The sequence below is a fragment of the Parafrankia colletiae genome (assembly GCF_001854655.1).
In the GTDB taxonomy this organism is placed as follows: Bacteria; Actinomycetota; Actinomycetes; order Frankiales; family Frankiaceae; genus Parafrankia; species Parafrankia colletiae.
In genome coordinates this window covers 14,068-32,053 of sequence record NZ_MBLM01000148.1, presented here as the reverse complement: position 1 = coordinate 32,053, position 17,986 = coordinate 14,068, and the positions used below count along the sequence as shown (strand labels likewise).

Below are 17,986 nucleotides of genomic sequence, written 5' to 3'. Positions count from 1 at the left end.
CGCACGGCACGACCCACAAGGAGCAGGAAAGAGCTGTGACCGAACAACCGCGTCAGCTCCATCTCAATCTCTTCGGCGTCGGCACCGGTCGCCATGAGGCGGCCTGGCGGCACCCGGACGCCGACCCGATCGGGGCCCTCGGCATCGAGACCCTGCAACGGAACGCCCAGATCGCGGAGCGCGGGAAGTTCGACGCGGTCTTCGTCGCCGACTCGCCGTGGATCGGCCCGATGTCGCCCCACGGCGTCCGGGCGACCCTCGACCCGATCGTCACGATGACCGCCCTCGCCGGCGTCACCAGCCGGATCGGGCTGATCGCGACCCTGTCGACCACGTACAGCGAGCCCTACACGGTCGCGCGCGCGCTCGCCTCCCTCGACCAGGTCAGCGGCGGTCGGTCGGGCTGGAACGTCGTGACCACGTCCGAGGCGGCGGTCGCCGCGAACTTCGGCGACGCGCCGTTCCCCAGCCACGAGGAGCGCTACGCGCGTGGCGAGGAGTTCGTCGACGTGGTCCTCGCGCTCTGGGACAGCTGGGAGCACGGCGCGATCGTGGCGGACAAGGCCAACGGCATCCACGCCGACCTGGACAAGATCCGTCCGATCGACTTCGTCGGAAAGTACTTCACGGTGCGCGGCCCGCTCAATGTCGTGCGGTCACCGCAGGAGAAGCCGCTGATCGTCCAGGCCGGCTCGTCGCCGGTCGGTCGCGCCTTCGGGGCGAAGTACGCCGACGCCATCTTCACCGCCCAGCCCCTGCTGGACGGCGCCCAGCAGGCCTACGCCGACATCAAGGCACACGCGGCCGCCTTCGGCCGCGACCCGGACGCGGTCAAGGTGCTGCCCGGGCTGTGCCCCGTGATCGGTGACACCGAGCAGGCGGCCCAGGATCTGCTCGACGAGCTCAACGAGCTGGTGATCCCCGCGTTCGGCATCGCGTCGCTGCACACCATGACCGGGATCGACCTGAGTGGTGTGCCCCTGGACGAGCCGCTGCCCGACCGGCTCGGCGACAGCGAGGGCTTCCAGGGCCTCACCAGCCGGCTCAAGGTTGTGCTCTCCCTGGCCGAGGGCAGGCAGCTCACCGCCCGTCAGCTGCTGAACACCTTCGCCGCGGGCTTCGGGCACAAGATGGTCGTCGGCACCCCCGAGCAGGTGGCCGACGAGATGCAGTTCCTGTTCGAGAACCGGGCCGCCGACGGCTTCAACGTCATGCCGCCGGTCGTCCCGCGCGGCCTGGAGGACTTCGTCGACCAGGTCGTTCCGCTCCTGCAGCGCCGGGGCATCTTCCGGCGCGACTACACCGGCCGGACCCTGCGCTCCCACTACGACGCGGAGCTGGGATGACCGCCCCGACCCGGCCGGAGCCCGCGCCCGGAGAGGAGCCGCGCCCGCGCCCGCAGTTCAAGCTCGGCTTCATGACACACGTGACGGGCAGCGGCGGCTCCGCCACCGCCTACCATCACCTGACCGAGCTGTTCGTCGCCGCCGACGCCCTCGGTGTCGACGGCGGCTTCATCGCCGAGCACCATCTCGCGGGCCCCCAGGCCGGCCAGGTGCCGTCGCCGATGGTCGCGCTGGCCGCCATCGCCGCGCAGACCCGCCAGATCGAGCTCGGTGTCTCCGCCGTCGTGCTGCCGCTGACGGACCCCGTGCGGGTGGCCGAGGACGCCGCCGTCCTGGACACGCTCAGCGGTGGCCGCGTCCAGCTGGGGCTCGGTACCGGCGGCGCCAACCTCGCCCGCTACCCGGCCTTCGGCCGCGACCCCGCGGTGGCGGGCGAGGAGTACTTCGCGAAGGCGGCCGAGCTGCAGACCATCCTCGCCGGAGAGCCGGTGCGCGGCACGGACAGTGTGCTGACCCCGTCGGCGAAAGGGCTCCTGGCGCGGATGTGGGGAGCGCACGGCACCGAGGCGAGCGTCCGGCGGGCCGCCCGGCTCGGCCTGGGCGTCATGTACGGGACGGCCACGCTGGACGCCAAAGCCGTGCAACGACCGCTGGTCGACGCCTACCTGGACGAGTGGGCCGCCCGCGGGGCGGTCGACGCGCCACCGACCGTGCGAGCGGACCTGCGCCCGCGGCTCGCCGCAATCCGGATGCTGTTCGCCGCCCGGAACAGGGAGAGCGCCAAGCACGAGCTCGCCGGGCTCCTGCGAGCCCAGGCCGGACGGGTGGCGGAGGCCAGGGGTGTACCGGTCTCGGACCTGACCGACGACGACATCGTCGCCGGTCTGAACATGCACATCGGCAGTCCCGACGACATCGCCGAGAGTCTGCGTGCGGACCCGGCGCTGCTCGATCACGCCGGGTATCTGATGCCGGTGGTCAACGCCCTGCCCACCGACAGCGGCTCCACCGCCGAACTGGACCGGACCATCCGCTGGATCGAGACGATCGCCACCGAGGTCGCGCCCCGGCTCGGCTGGCGTCCCGCGGCGGGCGCCACGGCAGGGGGGCCACGACGGGGGCCACAAGAAAGGAACCACGGTGACTGACAGCCCGCACCCTGCGCAGACCGCGCCTTCGGCCCCCACTGGGAACCCGGAGGCGTCGACCCAGGCCGTGAGCCCGGCTCCGGAGCAGCGCCCGGACCCCACCCCCACCCCCGGACCCGTCGGTGGCGCGCAGCAGCGCCATCTCGTCGACGCCGACTGGCTGCACGTCCGGCTCGGCAACCCGGATCTGGTCCTGGTCGACGCGACCAGTCACATCAGCCCGAACGACCAGGGCACTTATGGCAACAGGGGCCGGGCCGTCTACACCGCCGGGCACATCCCGGGCGCGGTCTACGCCGATCTCCTCGACGACCTCAACGATCCGTCGCCGTACATGTTCATGCTCCCCTCCGCGGAGAAGTTCGCGGCGGCGGCCGGCCGGCTCGGTATCGGGCCATCCCGCCAGGTCGTGATCTACGACCAGGGCGGCACCGCGGAGACTCCCGAGGCCAGTGTCTGGGCCGCCCGGCTGTGGTGGCAGTTGCGTTACGAGGGATACGACGAGGTGGCGGTCCTGGCCGGCGGCTACCGGAACTGGGTGGCACGCGGGCTGCCAGTGAGAGCGGGCAGCGAGCAGAACGCATCCCGCACGTTCCCCTCGGCTCGCCGCCCCCGCCTGGCGGCCGATCGCCACGAGGTGCTCGCGGCGATCGGCGACCCGGCCACACTGCTGGTCGACAGCCGGAGTGAGGCCGCCTACCGCGGCTCGATCGACCGGCCCTACCGCGCGGGACACGTCCCGGGCGCCCGCAACCTCGACGCGCGGACGCTGGTGGACGCCCACAGCGGCGAGCCGCTTCCCACCGCCCGGATCCAGACCGCAATGCGGAAGGTCGGTGCCCTCGACGACAGCGCCGGACGCCGGACGATCTTCTACTGCGGTGGCGGCGTGAGCGCCACGTGGAACGCGTTGTCGCTGGCCGCGGCCGGCGGCCCGGACGCCGCCGTGTACGACGGTTCGATGCTGGAGTGGGCGACACAGCCGGCTCTGCCACTCACACTCGGACCCGAGGCCTGACACCTCCGGGGGCGGTGCAGGTCCGACGGGGACGGTGATCAGATCGTGGACGCCCAGTCGCGCGGTTCGACCGGGGACTGCGGCGGGTTGGGTGGCGACTGGACGTACCAGCCGACGTCGTGCCAGCGGCCGAACTTGTGGCCGGTGTTCGGGTGGATGCCGATGAGCTGGAAGCCCAGCGCGGTGTGCAGAGCCACGCTTGCGGGGTTCGGCTGGGTGATCCCGGCGAACAGGCTGACGTAACCGAGAGCGCGGACCTCGGGGATCAGCCGTTCGTACAGCACCCTGCCCAGCCCCCGCCCGCGATGCTCTGCCTTCAGGTAGACCGAGACGTCGGCTGACCAGCGGTAGGCCGTCCGCGGGGCGTGCCTGCTGGCGTACGCATAGCCGGCTGCCTCGCGATCAACCTCGACGATCAGCCACGGCAGCCGTGGCCGGGTCTCCATACGGGCCAGGATGTCCTCGACGCTCGGCGTGACCTCCTCGAACGAGGCCGCTGTCCGCTCGACCCACGGCCTGTAGATCGACTGGATGATGGCGGCGTCCGCCCGCCCCGAAGCGGACCTGACCGCGATCTCGGCCGACGTCGCCGTGCCCGTGGTCCTGTCGCCGACCAGCTGTTCGCGTTCCATGAATCCATTGTCGACGTCGGCCGTTCTGGTACTGGTGGCAAGGCTGCTTCGACGGGCAGGCCGGCCGCGCCGGCCTGCCGGCCGGCTGTGACCGTGGTGGGGCGTGGCACGATTGCGCAGGTGACGAGCAGCAACGCCGCCGAGCGGCATCTGCGTGACCTCGCCCGCCTGCGCCGCGTTCGGGACCGGATCGACCGGGAGTACGCCCGTCCGCTGGACGTCGAGGCGCTCGCCCGCGGCGTGCACATGTCGGCGGGGCACCTCAGCCGGGAGTTCCGGCGCGCCTATGGCGAGTCGCCCTACGGCTACCTGATGACCCGGCGGATCGAACGGGCGATGACGTTGCTGCGCCGCGGCGATCTCAGTGTGACCGAGGTCTGCTTCGAGGTGGGCTGCTCGTCGCTCGGAACGTTCAGTACCCGGTTCACCGAGCTGGTCGGTGTGCCGCCGAGTGTCTACCGGCGGGAGGCGGCCCGCGCCACCGCGGGAATGCCGCCGTGCGTGGCGAAGCAGGTCACCAGGCCGGTCCGGGGCGCCAGACCGGTCAGGAATCGAGAAGCGGCGGTGACGGGGCCGCACGTAGCGTGACGGCCATGGACATCGCCATTCACTCGACCTTCCTCCCGCACGACGACCCCGAGGCCTCCCTCGCCTTCTACCGGGATGTTCTCGGTTTCGAGGTCCGCAACGACGTCGGCTACTCGGGCCTGCGCTGGATCACCGTCGGCCCCGCCGGGAAGCCGGGGACGTCCATCGTGCTGCACCCGCCGGCCGTGGACCCCGGCATCACCGAGGACGAGCGCCGCACCATCACGGAGATGATGGCCAAGGGCACCTACGCCAGCATCCTGCTGGCCACCGCCGACCTGGACAAGGCGTTCGACCAGCTGCAGTCCGGCGGCGCCGAGATCGTCCAGGAGCCGGCCGAGCAGCCGTACGGGGTGCGTGACTGCGCTGTCCGCGACCCCGCGGGTAACCTGATCCGCCTCCAGGAACTGCGCTGACCGGGGAACCACACCGACCGGGAACCGCGTTGGTCCAGGAACCGCGTTGACCTGCCCGCCTGCCTGCCTGACCCCGCCCGACGGAACGCCCCGCCTGACGGACCCAGCTGGAGACACGATGAGCACGGCCACGAAGACCGATCCGCAGCCGACGGAGCAGCAGCCGCCGCACCCCCGCGAACCGTCGCGGTCGCACGCCGCCGACAGCCACGACCTGATCCGCGTGCAGGGCGCGTGTGAGAACAACCTGAAGGATGTCAGCGTCGAGCTGCCGAAGCGGCGGCTGACGGTGTTCACCGGCGTCTCCGGCTCGGGCAAGAGCTCGCTGGTGTTCGGCACGATCGCCGCCGAGTCCCAGCGGATGATCAACGAGACGTACAGTGCCTTCGTCCAGGGGTTCATGCCGACGCTGTCGCGGCCCGAGGTCGACGTCCTGGAGGGGCTGACGACCGCGATCATCGTCGACCAGCAGCGGATGGGTGCCGACCCCCGTTCGACGGTCGGTACCGCCACCGACGCGAACGCGATGCTGCGCATCCTGTTCAGTCGGCTCGGGCAGCCGCACATCGGCTCGCCGAACGCGTACTCGTTCAACGTGCCGTCGGTGCGGGCGAGCGGCGCGCTCACGGTCGAACGCGGTTCCAGTAAGACCGTGAAGACGACCTTCACCCGGACCGGCGGCATGTGCCCGCGCTGCGAGGGCAGGGGTTCGGTCTCCGACATCGACCTCACCCAGATCTTCGACGAGTCGCTGTCGCTCACCGGAGGGGCGATCACAGTCCCCGGGTACAGCGCCGACGGCTGGTTCGGGCGCATCTTCGCCGCGGTCGTGCCGGGCGACGTGCCCATCTCGGCGTTCACGAAGAAGCAGCGCCAGGAGTTCCTGTACGGCGAGGCCCGCAAGATCAAGGTCGACGGCATCAACCTGACCTACGAGGGCCTCATCCCGCGGATCCAGAAGTCGTTCCTGTCGAAGGACGTCGACGCGCTGCAGCCGCACGTCCGCGCGTTCGTGGAGCGGGCGGTGACGTTCACGACCTGCCCCGAGTGCGCGGGGACCAGGCTCTCCGAGGCGGCCCGCTCGTCGCGCATCGGCGGGGCCAACATCGCCGATCTCTGCGCGATGCAGATCAGTGACCTGGCTGGCTGGGTACGCGGGCTCGACGAGGCGTCGGTCGCACCGCTGCTCGCCGCGCTCGCGCACACCCTCGACTCGTTCGTGGAGATCGGGCTGGGCTACCTCTCACTGGACCGGCCGTCGGGCACGCTGTCCGGCGGCGAGGCGCAGCGGGTCAAGATGATCCGCCACCTCGGCTCGTCACTGACCGACGTCACCTACGTGTTCGACGAGCCGACGACCGGTCTGCACCCGCATGACATCGCGCGGATGAACGACCTGTTGCTGCGGCTGCGGGACAAGGGCAACACCGTCCTCGTCGTCGAGCACAAGCCGGAGACGATCGCGATCGCGGACCACGTCGTCGACCTCGGCCCCGGCGCCGGGACGGCCGGCGGCACCGTCTGCTTCGAGGGCACCGTCGACGGACTGCGGGCGAGCGACACCCTCACCGGCCGTCACCTCGATGACCGGGCCGCCCTCAAGGCGAGTGTCCGTGCTCCCACCGGGCAGCTGCCGATCCGCGGGGCGTCGGCGCACAACCTGCGCGCGGTGGACGTCGACATCCCCCTCGGGGTGCTGGTCGTGATCACCGGCGTGGCCGGTTCCGGCAAGAGCTCGCTGGTGCACGGGTCGATTCCGGCCGGCGCGGGTGTGGTGTCGGTCGACCAGAGCGCGATCCGCGGCTCCCGGCGCAGCAACCCGGCCACGTACACGGGCCTGCTCGACCCGATCCGCAAGGCGTTCGCGAAGGCCAACGGCGTGAAGCCGGCGCTGTTCAGCGCCAACTCGGCGGGCGCCTGCCCGGCCTGCAACGGCGCCGGCGTCATCTACACCGATCTGGGGATGATGGCCGGCGTGTCCTCCACCTGCGAGGAGTGCGAGGGCAAGCGGTTCGAGGCATCCGTCCTCGACCATCATTTCGGCGGGCGTGACATCAGTGAGGTCCTCGCGATGTCGGTGGCCGAGGCCGAGGAGTTCTTCGGTGCGGGGGAGGCCCGCACCCCGGCCGCGCACGCCGTCCTGCGCCGGCTCGCGGACGTCGGGCTCGGCTACCTCAGCCTCGGCCAGCCGCTGACCACGCTGTCCGGCGGCGAGCGGCAGCGGCTCAAACTCGCCACCCACATGGCCGCCAAGGGCGGGATCTACGTCCTGGACGAGCCGACCACCGGCCTGCACCTCGCCGACGTCGAGCAGCTGCTCGGCCTGCTCGACCGGCTGGTGGACGCCGGCACGTCGGTCATCGTGGTCGAGCACCACCAGGCGGTCATGGCGCACGCCGACTGGATCATCGACCTCGGCCCCGGCGCCGGGCACGACGGCGGCCGGATCGTGTTCGAGGGCACCCCGGCCGACCTCGTCGCCGCCCGCTCCACTCTCACCGGCCAGCACCTCGCCGACTACGTCGGCACGCAGTGACCGGCGTGCGGTGACCGGCATAGGCAGATCGGCGGCCGGGGGCCGTCACCCGCCCGGCGCGGCCGGTTTCCGCCAGACGGAGACGTGGAAGCCGCTGGCCGCGGTGAACGGCTGCCGCGACCAGTCGCCCCAGCGTTCGGCGAGCTCCAGCCCGGCGATGYGGCCCATCAGGTCCAGCTCCGCCGGCCAGGCGTAGCGCAGACCCCGCCGGGCCGCAGCGCGGCGGCGACGTTGCGGAAACACCGCACCTGGGTTTCCTRCTCGGTCAGCATGAAGAAGGTGTTGAAGACGACGAACACCATCTCGAAGGGCCCGCCGGGCGCCGCGACGTCCGCGAAGTCACCGTTGGCCACGGGGATCTCCCGCCCGCCGGGTTTCTCCTGCAGCCGGGCGACCATGCGCCCCGACGCCTCGATACCGGCGACCGTGACGCCCCGGGCGGCCAGCGGCAACGCGACCCGGCCGGTGCCGATTCCCAGCTCCAGCACCGGCCCGTCGCCCGCGTGCGCCTGCAGGAAATCAACTGCCGGCGTTTCCGTCGTGCTTTTCTCCGGGTCGGAGTACCAGTCGTCATAGACGTCGGCGACCCCATCGCCATAGGACGTCAGATCGTCGTGGGAATGCTGCGCTCTCGTCGCGGCCATGCACCTGTTCTGGCGGCCGTGCCGATTTCGCGCACCCGGTTTTTCCGTGCTCCCGGCGCTCCTCGTGGAAGCCTTCGGTGCTGTTGCTCCGCACCGCCGACCGTGGCGAACCGGCGAGCGGGCACGGTCAGGGCGCTGGGGGAGTGGTCCTGGCGGATGCCCGCGCGAGATGGCGGCGGACCAGCGCCTCGTCCCTCTCGCTGGAGGTGATGATCGTCCACAGCGGCCCCGTGATCAGATGCCGTGGGCCGGCAGCGGTCTCGCGTTGCCAGCGTTCCCGGTCCTGGACGTCCGCGTACACGTCGATGGACACCCGGCCCTCGGCGGTGCCGCCCTCGGTGGTGCTGCTGTCGGTGGCGCGAAGCCAGATCCGTGAAGCCCACCGCCCGTATCCGTTCGGCCTGGCCCCGGGGTCGCCCGTGGCCTCCTGGCCGCCACCGGCCAGCACAATGACCGTCAGCCAGGTGGTGAGCCGCCGGCCGGCGGCCTCGTCGAGCGTGCCCTGTCGTGGTCCGAGTGCGACGAACGAGCTGCTTGTGGACGGGGTTGTCGCGGCGGGAGGCGTGGTGCCCGGCGCGTCGGAGCCGCGCGCGGCGGGCACGACTCTCCCGCAGGCCGCGAACGCGCAGAGAACGAGCGCGGCGGCTGTGGCAGCGCGGACAACGGCGAAGGCGGCCATGGTCCGCCATGGTGGCGGGCAGCTGACCAGGGGCCGGCGCGGCGCGCGGATCACCGCCATGCCAGTGACGCTGTGCGGCAAGCCGACGGTTATGGGCGCTCACCCACCCGAGATGACCGGACGGGTTCCCACCGCGGAACCTCGCACAGTTCCAGTCGGCACCGACACTTCCTGGGCTCCAACATCTCGTTTAAAAAGGTAGAGAATTACGGACTGCTGACGGGCGCGCATCATCGACGATCAGCGCGGGTGAATGGAGGCTTCCGGGCCACCCGCTCTCCGAGAGACCTCGGCCATGGCAGGGTGAACGCATGGGGACGCGCGACAGGGACACGGCGGTGCCGACGGCGCCGGTGGGTGTTCTGTCGTCCGTGGGGGCGCTGGAGCCGGTAGGGGTTCCTGCCCGGGCCGCGTCCGCGGTTCCGGTGCCGTTTCCGTGGCGGGACGGCGGCCGCGACCTGGAGCGTCCGGGTGACGATGCTCCGGCCGGGTCGACGAGGGCCGGGGCGGCGCTGGAACGGTCGGTGGTCCGTTCGTTCGCGGGGCTGCGGGCGGCAGTGTGTCTCATCACCGTGATCTACCTGTTCCTGTGGCGGTCGTGGTACGAGGAGAAGCCCGCTGCGGTGCTGGTGATCGTGGGCACCGCGGCCTGGGGCGCGTTCTTCGTCATGCGGAGCCTGCGCCACGGTGTCGGTGAGCGGATGGCGGCCGCGACGGTGGCGGTAGCCGCGGTTCCGATGCTGCTCAGCCCGTTCTGTCTGCCACCGCCATCGATCGGCGATACCGGGAACTGGGTACTGCTCGCCGTTCTGCACGCCGGGCTGACCGCGGGGTGGGCGCTGTCCCCGCGCCGGTTCGCGGTGGCTGAGGCATGCCTGGTCGTCGCGGTGGCCGTGGGTGGGCATGAGGGGCGCCCGCAGGTGTTCACCGCTGTCACGTTCACGATCGTGGTGCCGGTGCTGTTCGCGTGTGCCGCGGTACGGCTGCGGGCTTCGGGTCGCCGCGCCGACGACCGTCTGACCTCGGCGATGCTGGGCCATCGCGCCCGGCTGCTCGTGCTCACGCTGGACCATGACCGCCGCGAGCGCCAGCGGGTTCTGCACGACACCGTGCTGAACACGCTCACCGGCCTTGCCTGGGGCGGCGGCGACGATGTCGCTCTGGCCCGCCGCCGGTGCGGGGCGAGTGCGGATGCCATCCGGCAGCTGCTCGCCTACGACTTCGGGCCGCCGCCGGTCGGGCTCGACGCGGCGCTCACCGCGGCCGTCGCGAGCGCCGGCGACCGTGGTCTTGTCGTGCACCTGCAGGGGACCTCGCCGCTCGAGCGGTCCGTGCTGGCGCCGTCGGACGAGCCGCCGGCGGCGGTCGTCGCCGCGCTGGCCGGGGCGACCGGCGAGGCGCTCGCGAACGTGGCGCGGCACGCGGGGACGGGCGAGGCCTGGGTGCGGGTGGAGCGGGCACCCGGGCGGCTGACGATCCGGGTACGTGACCAGGGTGCCGGCTTCCAACCGGGCCGGGCTGCCCCCGACCGGCTCGGGGTGCGCCAGTCGGTGCTCGCCCGGGTCCGCGACGCCGGCGGCCTGGCCACCGTCGACTCGGCGCCCGGGCAGGGCACCGTCGTCACGATGCGCTGGCCGGCCGGTCCGTCGGTGCCGGCGGCACCGACGCCGGAAGCGGCGGCCGAGGCGGGGTACGAGGCGGGGTACGGCGAGCGGGCCGGCGCGGAGCTGGTGCGGGAGATGACCGCCGCGGCCCTGCGCCAGGACTACGGCTCCGGCCTGCGGGCCGTGGTCGCCGGTGTCGCACTCGCCTGGCATGTGCTGATGCTGGTGCCGCTGTTCAGCACCCTCGGGCGCGTGCACTCCCCGCTCGCCGCCCTCGGGATCTGGTGCGCGCTGGGGCTGGGGACGGTCGCCGTGGCGACGGTGTCCCGGCCCCGGCCGCTGTCGGGCGCGGAGGCTGCCGGCCTGACCGCGCTGTCGGTCGGCGCGGTGCTGGCCAGCGTCAACGTCGACAACACCGAGCTGCTGCGCATCACGAACTGGCCGCTCATCGTGGTGGCGCTGCTGCTGGCCTTCGTGACCGCCTCCCGGACGGCCGCGCAGGCGATCGCCGCCGCCGCCGTCGCCCTGGCAGCGGTTGTGGTGACGGTGCTCGTACGCGGCGCGACCGACCCGCTGACGCTCTCGCGTCTGCTGTCCCTCGTCTACGGCATCCTCGGGCTGCAGCTCATGGTGGCGATGATCGGGCCGCTGCTGCGCCGGACCGCCGACACCACCGCGCTGGCCGTCCGGACCGAGGCGGAGACGCTCGCCGGGCAGGACTCGGACGCGATGATCCGCGCGGAGCGGGCCCGCTGGCTGGGCGCCATCCGCGGCGAGGTCCTTCCCATGCTGGACGCCCTCGCCGGCGGTGACGCCGATCCGCGGGACCCGCGGTGGCGCCGGCTGTGCGCACGACAGGCGGCGGGCATCCGGCGGATGCTCGCGCGGGACGGTGCCGGCGCCACCCTGGCCACGCTCGCCGAGGACATCGAGGCCGTGGTGGCCGCCGCGGAGGGGCGAGGGATGACGGTCGAGGTCCAGATCGCCGGCGAGCCGGGCGCGGTGCCGCTCGCCGTCCCGCTCGACCTGCGGGCTGGGCTGGTGGACCTGCTCGACCGCACCCTGGCGATCCTGCCGGAGAACCGGGCGATGCTCACCATGTGGAGCGGCACCGACGGTGGCAGCGTGTTCGTCTCCGCCGCCTGGCCCGGCGGCCGCGAACCGCCGGCCCTCACCGGCGCCGTCCAGGCCCTCGTGGACGTCGACGACGGACGCCTCACCGTCGAACTGCGGTGGCAGTCAGCGCAGCTCTGACCTGATCTACGCTGGCCGCTCAGCGCAGCCGGCTGGCGAGGGCGGGGAACAGCCGCAGGGCGTTGCCGCGCGCGATCGCGGCGCGGGCCTGCCAGTCCAGCGCCGGATCTGCGCGCAACGCGGCCACGCCGTCGCCGAGTGTGGCCGCGGGGATCGCGTTGTAGTCCGACCCAAAGAGGATCTTGTCCGTGCCGGCGGCGGCGATCAGGCTCGGCGTCGAGTACGGCGACATGGGGCCGGCGGTGTCGTACCAGAACCGGCGCAGCGCCGACCGGACGACCGCCGGGTCGGCCCCGTACCCCAGCGCACGACCCAGCGAGAGCCGGCCGGCCAGGTAGGGGAACGCCCCGCCACCGTGCGCGAGGATCCAGCGGATCCGCGGATGGCGGTCGAGCGCGCCGGACACGATGAGCTGCACGGCGGCCCGTCCGGTGTCCGCCGCGTAGTCCATCAGGAAGGCCGGTACCGCGATCGGAGACGCACCGGGCAGGTCGTAGGGGTGCACCAGCGCCACGCCGTCCCGCGCGTTCAGCGCCGCCAGCACCGGTTCCAGCGTCGGGTCGCCGAGGTAGCGGGTGCCGGCGTGGGTGGTGAGCAGCACCCCGTCGGCTCCGAGCTCGTCGTAGGACCGGTTGATCTCCCGGACGGCGTCCGCCGCGTCCAGCAACGGGATCGTGGCGAGCCAGCCGAAGCGGTCCGGGCGTGCGGCCGAGATGGCGCTCAGGCTGTCGTTGACGATCGTCGACAGTTCGACGGCCAGCGCCGGAGTGGGGGTGAACGCGGCGGGGACGGCCGCGGAGACGAGCGCCAGTTGAATGCCGTACTGGTCCATGGTGGCGATGGCGGTGTCGATGTCCCACTGGGTGTTGAGGGGGCCGCCGGAGGGGGGGATCACCCCGTGCGCGATCAGCCAGTCCCGGACGGGCACCGGCATCATCGCGTGGTGGTGCACGTCGATGCGCAGCGGCATCTCCCGGCGGGATCCGGCCGGCTCGCCCGGCTGGCCGGGCAGCAGCGACGACGACGGGGCCGGCGCCGGGGAGGTCGTGGCGGCGGCTGTCCCGCCGGCCGCCACCGTGGCCCCGGCCACCACGCCGGTCGCGGTCAGCAGCAGGCTCCGGCGGGAGGCGCGGCCCGCCCGGTTATCCACGCCTGACCGGCCGGGGGAGAGGCTGTGCTCCGCCTGCGTCGGGTCGGAGGCCTGATCTGCGTCGCGATCAAACATCACCGTGTGCTCCTCTCCGAATTCTTACTGTTACCGACATGCTGTCCCTGGAAGGTGCCTGAGGGCGTGATCGCCGGGCCGCGTGTCGGTGCGGGGGCGTGGACGCGCGCACGGACGGGTTCGGCGGAGTCCGGGCCGCACGAAGGCGCCGGCGAACTGCCGGGCACGCTCGTGCCGCGGTCGCTGACCTGGGCCGAAAGAGCGTGCCGACGGCAGAATGGAACGAAGGCGAACGGGCATGCGCACGGGAACGTGCGGGGGTGCGGGTTCGGGGCGGCGGCGGGAACCCGGAAGGCGAAACGGCCGACCAAACGCTCCGGCATGGCGTGAAAATTCCATCACGCCGAATGTCTGGATGGGCAGGGTGTGGATCCGGATGGATGCCCGCACGCACTCTGGAAACCCGCCGCCCGGTTCAGCTGGGCGGTGCCGGAACGGGTCTTCGCCGAATACACCCGGCAGGCGGCAGCCGACCCCGTAATTCCATGTCAAACCCCCCGAATGGCACACCGTTCGATGGTGCTGCCGCCTCCCCCGGGCAGCCGACGGCCGGGCCCCACATTGTTGCCGGCTGTCGCCCGTCTCCGAAAATCATAGGACTTTGATCGGGGCAGAGGAAGTATCGTTGTGTTTTCTGTCATAGGTCGACCTGAATGTGCGTCACCGCGACTTCGGTTCTGGTGCCGGGCCGGGTCACCGCGGACCCACGGCGCCCCCCGGGCAGCCGCGGGACGCCTGGACGCCGGAGGCGGGCGCGCGTCGGCCGGCCCCGCGGAGGCGTCGGATGACCGGTGGCCGGAATGCGTGATGTGATGGCGATGTCCGCAGGTGAGCCGCGTGCCTGCGCTGTCCCCTCTCCCGATGGTGGTGACCGTGACCGGCGACGTCGACCGGTGGATCCGGCAGTTCAGACCGGCCAACGAGTCCGGCCCGCGGCTGGTGTGCTTTCCGCACGCGGGTGGCGCGGCGACCTTCTTCCACCCGCTGTCACAGGCACTTGCCGACGTTGCCCAGGTCGTCGCGGTGCAGTACCCCGGCCGTCAGGATCGGCTCGCCGAGCAGCCGCTGACCAGCATCGAGGCGCTCGCCGACGTGGTCGCCGCGAACCTGATGCCCTTCGGGGACCGCCCGCTCGCCCTGTTCGGGCACAGCATGGGGTCGATCGTCGCCTTCGAGGTGATCCGGCGGCTGGAGAACACCCCGGGTGCTCCCGAGCCGCTGATCCTGTTTCCGTCCGCCCGGCCGGCGCCGTCGCGGGGGCGTCCCAGCTCGGTGCACAGCCGGGACGACGACGCCGTCCTCGCGTCGATCGCGCGGCTCGGCGGCACCGATCCGCGCATCCTGGACGATCCCGAGTTCAGGCAGATGATCCTGCCGGCGGCGCGCGCCGACTACCAGGCGATCGAGACCTACCGCAGCGAGCCCGGCTCCGTCATCAACGCGCCGATGCGGGTGATGATCGGCGACAGTGACCCGGCGGTGACCCGGGACGAGGCACTGGCCTGGCGCCCGCACACCACCGGCGACTTCGATCTGACCGGCTTCCCCGGTGGGCACTTCTACCTCAGCACACAGCTCACCGCGGTCGCCGACCGCATTCGCACGGGCCTGCTCGGCGTCGCCACCCGTTGACCCCGTTCGCCCCGAGGCTCGCCCGCCGGGCCCTGGGCCCGGAACGCCCGCCGGTGCGGACCACAGCCGGCGCCGTCCGGCGGCCCGGGCAGGCACTCAACGCGGGGCGGCGGGAGGAGGGGGACGCTGGTCGCGGCGCCCCAGGCTGATGACCTTGCTCGCGGGCCCCACGACGAGCATCTCGGCCGCGTCACCGGCGCCCGCCCTGCTCACCCCGAGGACACGGACCCCGGCGCTCGCGCCGTCGACTGATCCGATCGGGTCGCCGTCGCCGTCGCCGTCGCCGTCACGCTTCGTCATGCGCACGACCAGAAACGGCGTCTGCTCGGCGTAGAAGGAGCTGACCACGTCCTGGCCGACGGCCGCGGCGAGGAAGTACGGGACGGCCAGGGCGATGGCGCTGCGTGCGGTGCGGATGCCGAACCGGTGCTCGATGTCGTCCGCCAGCGCCGTGTCGAGGACCCGGGCGACGACGCGCAGCGGCAGGCCGCCGGGGCCGGAAACTCGCGCCTGCCGGGCGGACAGGACGGTCTCCAGGTTCGCGTGGCCGTCGCCGGTCATGGCCGCGATGGTGGTCGCGCGTTCCAGACCGGCCTCCACCAGCGTCGAGCCCACCGTCGCGTCGCCGATCACCACCGGGACGCCGCGTTCCCGGGCGACGGGGAGGTAGCGGTTGTTCTCGTCCCGTTCGACGACCACGACCGGCCGGCCGGCGCGCAGCAGTCCATCCATGGCCGCCACGCCGACCGGGCCGAGCCCGCAGATGATCGCGTGGTCATGCACGGTGCGCGCCTGGCCGATGCCGAGTATCCGCTCCAGCCGGCGGCTGACGATGACATTGGTGATGAAGGCATAGACGACGGCCACCGCCAGCGCCCCGAACAGCATCAGGCAGATGCCGAAGACCTGGAGCCAGGTGTCGGCCGTGCCGAAGTTGTAGTCGCCGTAGCCGACCGTGACCATCGTCCCGACGGTGAGGTAGAGCGCGTCCAGAGTGTCGAAGTCGGCCGGCGCGGCCGGGTTGTTGTTCCGGTAGGTCAGGGCGAGCACGACGGTGCTCACGGCCGTCACGGCGGTCACGACTGCGAGGGCCCGCCGGAAGGGTGCGTCGAGCTCCGCATGCATCACGGCGGCGAGCGCCCGCAGGCGCCTGCCACGGGGCTGGCGGGCACCTCGCCGCCCGGCGCCCCTGCCTGCCGCCACCCCGGCCGTGGCCGCATCGGCGCCGCCGTCGGCAGTCGGAGCGCCGGAGCCGGCCGCCTCGGTGGCGGCCGTGGCGGCGGGGGCGGCAGGGGCGAGCGCGGCGAACACGCGGGCGTGGCGCAGGTCGTCCGACGACAGTCCGCGGGCGCGCAGGTCCGAGAGCCGGCCCAGGACGACCAGCCGGTCGCCGGGCGCGACCGGGACGTCCCGCGGCGGGCAGATGTCGGCACGCCGCTCGCCGGCACGCCGCAGCGAGATCGGCGTGAGGTCGCCGTACAGCTCGTGGAACGCGGCCCGTCGGGGGACGTCCTCGTCGACCACGGCGAGGATCTCCGCATCGTCGGACGTCCCGGCGGGGGCGAAGGCGTGGATCACCGACGACTGCAGGCACGCCTCGACGAAGCCCGGCCCGGCGAGCCCGCCGACGCTGAGCACCCGGACCTCGGCGATGCTGTCCTGGAGCTGGCGACCGAGCTGCGGATTGTCGATGTTGGCGACGATCCTGATGCCCGGGGCCGCCTCGGCGGCGACGAGACAGGTCCGCAGGTTCTCCAGATCGGTGCCGCCGCAGGCCACCAGCGCCAGCGCCCGGTCAAGGCCCGCCTCCCGCAGGGATTCCGCGTGCTCGGCCCCCTCCGGGACGAGGGTGACCCCGAGCCGTTCCAGCCGGCGGCGCAGACCGGGCGCACCACGGTCGTCGACGACGACGACGCGGACCCCGGCGGCGTCCAGGTGCTCGGTGATGCTCATGCCGAGTGAGTTCAGCCCACACACGATCACGTGATCAGTGCCCGACGGTCCGGCGCCCCCCATGGCCGTCACTGAACCATGCCGAAGTCGCGTCACCCGGCTTCCGCCCCGCCCCGCCGGGCCGCGCCGTCCCGCGACGCGGCCGGCGGACCGGGAGTTCCGCGATCTCCGCGGAGGCCTGTCGGACCCGTAGGACCTGTAGGACCCGTGGGGTGCTGTGGGGTGCCGCGGGTGCACCGCGCGGGTACAGGCCGGGACGAGATGATTCCGGTCGGTTGTTCCCGCGGCCTTGCTCGGGAGCATGATGGAGGAGTGGTGCTGCTGAGGTTGCGGATCGACACGGAACCCCTGAGGGCCAGACTGGCCAGTGAGGTGTTCACCAGGGTCGCGGGTACCCAGGGGCCGGAGCGCCGGGAACGCATTCACGAGGCCGCCGGCGAGCGGTGGTTCGGCCCGGACCGGCCCATCCGGCGGGTGCACCGCGACTCGGCGATGTTCGTCGGTGGGCTGCGGGCGCTTCTCCTCCAGTCGCTGCACCCGCTCGCGATGGCGGGAGTGGCGGATCATTCGGACTACCAGCATGACCCGTGGGGCCGGCTGCAGCGGACCAGTTACTTCCTGGCTGTCACGACGTTCGGCCCGGCCGGCGACGCCGAGGAGGCGGTCGCCCGGGTGCAGGCCGTGCACCGGCACATCCACGGCGTGGCATCGGACGGGCGGCCCTACTCGGCGGCCGACCCGCACCTGCTGCACTGGGTTCACGTCGCCGAGGTCGACAGTTTCCTCGCCGCGCACCAGCGTTACGGCGCACGGCCGCTGAGCCCGCGGGAGTGCGACGGCTACGTTCTCGACACGAGTGTCGTCGCGAAGCGGCTCGGCGTGCCCGACCCGCCGCGCACCCGGGCCGAGCTCGCCCGCCAGCTCGCCGCCTTCCGCCCGGAGCTGGAAGGCACCCCGCACGCCCGGGAGGCAGCCCGATATCTGCTGCTGCGGGCGCCGCTGCCGGCGCTCGCCCGGGTTCCCTACAGTGCACTCGCCGCCGCAGCTGTCGGGCTCATGCCGGCCTGGACCCGCTGGCCGCTGCGCCTGCCGTACCTGCCCGTCGTCGAGGGCACCTGGTGGCGGCTCGCCGGGCAGGGCGCCGTGTCGAGTATCCGTTGGGCCACCGAACCGCGCGACCAGCGACAGCCACCGCGCCCGGCGGGGCGCGGTCAGGGCGGGTGAGCGGCAGGGTGGTCAGGGCGGCCGACTGGACGAACGGGTGGGCGGTCAGGGCGACCGGCCTGGGAACGGGCGCGTCCCCCTCACAAG

At 72.6% G+C, this 17,986-nt stretch carries 13 protein-coding genes and 1 pseudogene; 9 read left to right on the top strand and 5 right to left on the bottom strand.

All coding sequences use genetic code 11. The annotated features are described in order from the left end of the window. Positions 1-35: 35 nt before the first annotated feature. The 3 genes from CC117_RS26445 to CC117_RS26435 are packed head-to-tail and all read left to right on the top strand — an operon-like array spanning position 36 to position 3,512. On the top strand, positions 36-1,346 hold the full coding sequence (locus CC117_RS26445) for an LLM class flavin-dependent oxidoreductase (protein WP_071088821.1): 1,311 nt from the start codon (positions 36-38) through the stop codon (positions 1,344-1,346). Next, positions 1,343-2,494: an LLM class flavin-dependent oxidoreductase gene (locus CC117_RS26440; protein WP_071088819.1), complete on the top strand. Its 1,152-nt coding sequence runs from the start codon at positions 1,343-1,345 to the stop codon at positions 2,492-2,494. The genes CC117_RS26445 and CC117_RS26440 overlap by 4 nt, the downstream gene beginning before the upstream one ends. Then, positions 2,487-3,512, top strand: coding sequence for a sulfurtransferase (locus CC117_RS26435; RefSeq protein ID WP_084132829.1), 1,026 nt, complete (start codon positions 2,487-2,489; stop codon positions 3,510-3,512). The genes CC117_RS26440 and CC117_RS26435 overlap by 8 nt, the downstream gene beginning before the upstream one ends. Before the next feature lie 38 nt (positions 3,513-3,550). Here CC117_RS26435 and CC117_RS26430 read toward each other — a convergent pair whose 3' ends face one another. Continuing rightward, the gene (locus tag CC117_RS26430; protein WP_084132827.1) at positions 3,551-4,144 is read right to left on the bottom strand and encodes a GNAT family N-acetyltransferase; all 594 of its coding nucleotides are present in this window, start codon (positions 4,142-4,144) and stop codon (positions 3,551-3,553) included. A gap of 120 nt (positions 4,145-4,264) precedes the next feature. Here CC117_RS26430 and CC117_RS26425 point away from each other — a divergent pair, with 120 nt between their 5' ends. The 3 genes from CC117_RS26425 (at position 4,265) to CC117_RS26415 (ending at position 7,684) form a co-directional block, all read left to right on the top strand. Beyond that, on the top strand, positions 4,265-4,732 hold the full coding sequence (locus CC117_RS26425) for a helix-turn-helix transcriptional regulator (RefSeq protein WP_071088817.1): 468 nt from the start codon (positions 4,265-4,267) through the stop codon (positions 4,730-4,732). A 5-nt stretch (positions 4,733-4,737) separates the two neighbouring features. Next, positions 4,738-5,148, top strand: coding sequence for a VOC family protein (locus tag CC117_RS26420; protein WP_026311247.1), 411 nt, complete (start codon positions 4,738-4,740; stop codon positions 5,146-5,148). 118 nt (positions 5,149-5,266) lie between these two features. Then, positions 5,267-7,684 carry an ATP-binding cassette domain-containing protein gene (locus CC117_RS26415; protein WP_071088814.1) on the top strand — a complete coding sequence of 806 codons (2,418 nt, stop codon included), beginning with the start codon at positions 5,267-5,269 and terminating at the stop codon, positions 7,682-7,684. Positions 7,685-7,729: 45 nt separating this feature from the next. Here CC117_RS26415 and CC117_RS26410 read toward each other — a convergent pair. Beyond that, a pseudogene (locus CC117_RS26410) lies at positions 7,730-8,328 on the bottom strand (class I SAM-dependent DNA methyltransferase). Positions 8,329-8,455: 127 nt separating this feature from the next. Continuing rightward, positions 8,456-9,067, bottom strand: coding sequence for a hypothetical protein (locus tag CC117_RS26405; protein WP_131803139.1), 612 nt, complete (start codon positions 9,065-9,067; stop codon positions 8,456-8,458). Between the two features lie 251 nt (positions 9,068-9,318). Here CC117_RS26405 and CC117_RS26400 point away from each other — a divergent pair, with 251 nt between their 5' ends. Further along, complete coding sequence (locus CC117_RS26400; protein ID WP_071088810.1) at positions 9,319-11,865, top strand: sensor histidine kinase; 2,547 nt, start codon at positions 9,319-9,321, stop codon at positions 11,863-11,865. Between the two features lie 19 nt (positions 11,866-11,884). Here the strand turns inward: CC117_RS26400 and CC117_RS26395 are convergent, their stop codons facing one another. After that, positions 11,885-13,090, bottom strand: a complete 1,206-nt coding sequence (locus CC117_RS26395; protein WP_084132825.1) for an amidohydrolase family protein — start codon at positions 13,088-13,090, stop codon at positions 11,885-11,887. An 861-nt stretch (positions 13,091-13,951) separates the two neighbouring features. On the opposite strand from CC117_RS26395, the gene CC117_RS26390 reads away from it, so the two are divergent. Continuing rightward, a complete protein-coding gene (locus tag CC117_RS26390) occupies positions 13,952-14,722 on the top strand; it encodes a thioesterase II family protein (protein WP_071088808.1) in 771 nt (256 codons plus the stop codon). Between the two features lie 96 nt (positions 14,723-14,818). Here the strand turns inward: CC117_RS26390 and CC117_RS26385 are convergent, their stop codons facing one another. Beyond that, positions 14,819-16,738, bottom strand: coding sequence for an NAD-binding protein (locus CC117_RS26385; RefSeq protein WP_071088806.1), 1,920 nt, complete (start codon positions 16,736-16,738; stop codon positions 14,819-14,821). Between the two features lie 249 nt (positions 16,739-16,987). Between CC117_RS26385 and CC117_RS26380 the strand changes: the two genes are divergently transcribed. Beyond that, complete coding sequence (locus CC117_RS26380; RefSeq protein ID WP_071088804.1) at positions 16,988-17,899, top strand: oxygenase MpaB family protein; 912 nt, start codon at positions 16,988-16,990, stop codon at positions 17,897-17,899. Positions 17,900-17,986: the final 87 nt, after the last annotated feature.

What these genes read in the sequence shown, in the direction of transcription:
- CC117_RS26440 (WP_071088819.1), top strand. Translation starts at nt 1,343, where the DNA reads ATGACCGCCCCGACCCGGCCGGAGCCCGCGCCCGGAGAGGAGCCGCGC.
- CC117_RS26430 (WP_084132827.1), bottom strand. Translation starts at nt 4,144, where the DNA reads ATGGAACGCGAACAGCTGGTCGGCGACAGGACCACGGGCACGGCGACG.
- CC117_RS26420 (WP_026311247.1), top strand. Translation starts at nt 4,738, where the DNA reads ATGGACATCGCCATTCACTCGACCTTCCTCCCGCACGACGACCCCGAG.
- CC117_RS26415 (WP_071088814.1), top strand. Translation starts at nt 5,267, where the DNA reads ATGAGCACGGCCACGAAGACCGATCCGCAGCCGACGGAGCAGCAGCCG.
- CC117_RS26405 (WP_131803139.1), bottom strand. Translation starts at nt 9,067, where the DNA reads ATGGCGGTGATCCGCGCGCCGCGCCGGCCCCTGGTCAGCTGCCCGCCA.
- CC117_RS26400 (WP_071088810.1), top strand. Translation starts at nt 9,319, where the DNA reads ATGGGGACGCGCGACAGGGACACGGCGGTGCCGACGGCGCCGGTGGGT.
- CC117_RS26395 (WP_084132825.1), bottom strand. Translation starts at nt 13,090, where the DNA reads ATGTTTGATCGCGACGCAGATCAGGCCTCCGACCCGACGCAGGCGGAG.
- CC117_RS26390 (WP_071088808.1), top strand. Translation starts at nt 13,952, where the DNA reads ATGGTGGTGACCGTGACCGGCGACGTCGACCGGTGGATCCGGCAGTTC.
- CC117_RS26385 (WP_071088806.1), bottom strand. Translation starts at nt 16,738, where the DNA reads ATGGGGGGCGCCGGACCGTCGGGCACTGATCACGTGATCGTGTGTGGG.